Here is a 1,886-nt window from a genome sequence, read left to right on the forward strand (position 1 = left end):
CACCCGGCGCCGCACCACCACGCCGACTCACCAACAACAGATGACGCACCCCGTGCGACTCCACCAGACGCCGAGCCACCAACCCGCCCAACGTCCCCGTCCCACCCGTCACCAACACCGTCCCCGCCGGATCCAACACCCGGCCACCGCCCGCTCCGGCCTCGGCCGGCGCACCCGCCCGCACACCGGCCCGCGCCAGGCGCGGCACCACCGCGCGGCCGTCTCGCCACGCCACCTGGGGCTCGCCCGACGCCAGCGCGTCGGCGACCAGCGCGGCGGGCGCCGCCGAGCCGTCGGTGTCCACCAGGACGATGCGGCCCGCGTGTTCGAGCTGCGCGGTGCGCACCAGGCCCCACACGGCGGAGGCCGCCGGGTCGTCGGCCGCGTTCGCGGTCAGGACGGCGAGCGGACGGTCGGAGTCGCCGGCCAGGTGCTCCTGGATCCGGGTGAGCGCGGCCCCGACGAGCTCCCGGCCCGCCTGCGGCGCCGGCAGCCCGCTGGGAGCGGTCAGGTCGAGCACCTCCCCCGCCGCCGCCCCGGCCTCGGCGCGCGGCAGTTCGGCCGGCGTCCAGTCGAGGCGGTACAGGTGGTCGGCGGCCGGATCCTGGACGGCGGACAGCCGCTCGGGCGCCACCGGCCGCAGGACCAGCGCCCCGACGGCGCCGACCGGTCGGCCGACCGGGTCGGTGAGCGCGAAGGACACGCTGTCCGGGCCCTCCCGGCGGGCGTGCACCCGCAGGGCGGTGGCCCCCGACGCGAACAGGGCCACGTCGTTCCAGGCGAACGGCAGCAGGACCTCGCCCGGGCGGGCCACCGGGGCCGCGCCCAGGTTGGCGGACTGCAGCGCCGCGTCCAGCAGCGCCGGGTGCAGGCCGAACCGCCCGGCGGACTCGGTCAGTTCCTCCGGCAGGGCGACCTCGGCGAACACCTCCTCGCCCGAGCGCCAGGCGACCCGCAGGCCCCGGAAGGCGTCGCCGTACTCGTACCCGGCCTCCGCCAGGCGCTCGTAGAAGCCGTCCAGTGCGACCGGCTCCGCGCCGGCCGGCGGCCACGCCTCGTAGCCGAACTCCGGTGCGGCCTCGGCCGCCAGGAAGCCGGTGGCGTGCCGGGTCCAGGTGCCCTCGCCGTCCTCGTCACGCGAGTGCACGTGGACGGCCCTGCGGTCGTCGTCGGCGGCCGGATCGACCGTGACGCGGATCTGGACGCCACCGCGCTCGGGCAGGATCGCGGGGGCCTCCACGACGAGTTCCTCCAGGCGGCCGAGCCCGGTCTGCTCGCCGGCCCGCAGGGCGAGTTCGAGGAAGGCCGCACCGGGCAGCAGGATGTTCCCGGAGACGGCGTGGCCGGCCAGCCACGGGTGCGAGCGGGTCGACAGCCGGCCGGTGAACACCGCGCCCCCGTCGGGCAGTTCCACCAGGGTGCCGAGCAGCGGGTGCCCGGCCGCGGCGACGCCGAAGGCGGTCACGTCGCCGGTCCCGGCGACGGGCTCCAGCCAGAAGCGCTGGTGCTGGAAGGCGTACGTGGGGAGTTCGGAGGGCCGGAGCGTACCGGCGCCGACGAACGCCGTCGACCAGTCCACCTCGACCCCGCGGACGTACAGCTCCGCGGCCGAGAGCAGGACGCGGTCCCACGCACCGTCCTCACGCCGCAGCGTCCCCGTGGCGACGGTCGGGGCCGGGACCGTCTCCTCCAGCGCCTCCGCGATGCTGTGGACGAGCACCGGGTGCGCGCTCACCTCGACGAAGGCCCGGAACCCCTCCGCGGCGAGCGTGTCCACCGCCTCGGCGAAGCGCACGGTCTGCCGCAGGTTGCGGTACCAGTACCCGCCGTCCAGCTCAGGACCCTCCAACCACCGGCCCTCCACCGTCGACAGGAACGGGATCGCG

1 protein-coding gene is annotated in these 1,886 nt (G+C 76.8%); it reads right to left on the reverse strand.

From position 1 onward, the window contains the following. Positions 1-1,849 (reverse strand): polyketide synthase dehydratase domain-containing protein (locus PUR61_RS02630; RefSeq protein ID WP_329875180.1); only part of this gene is annotated, 1,849 nt, incomplete at its 3' end. Positions 1,850-1,886 lie beyond the last annotated feature (37 nt).

Origin of the sequence: Streptomyces sp. BE20 (genome assembly GCF_036322525.1) — a bacterium.
Lineage (GTDB): Bacteria > Actinomycetota > Actinomycetes > Streptomycetales > Streptomycetaceae > Kitasatospora.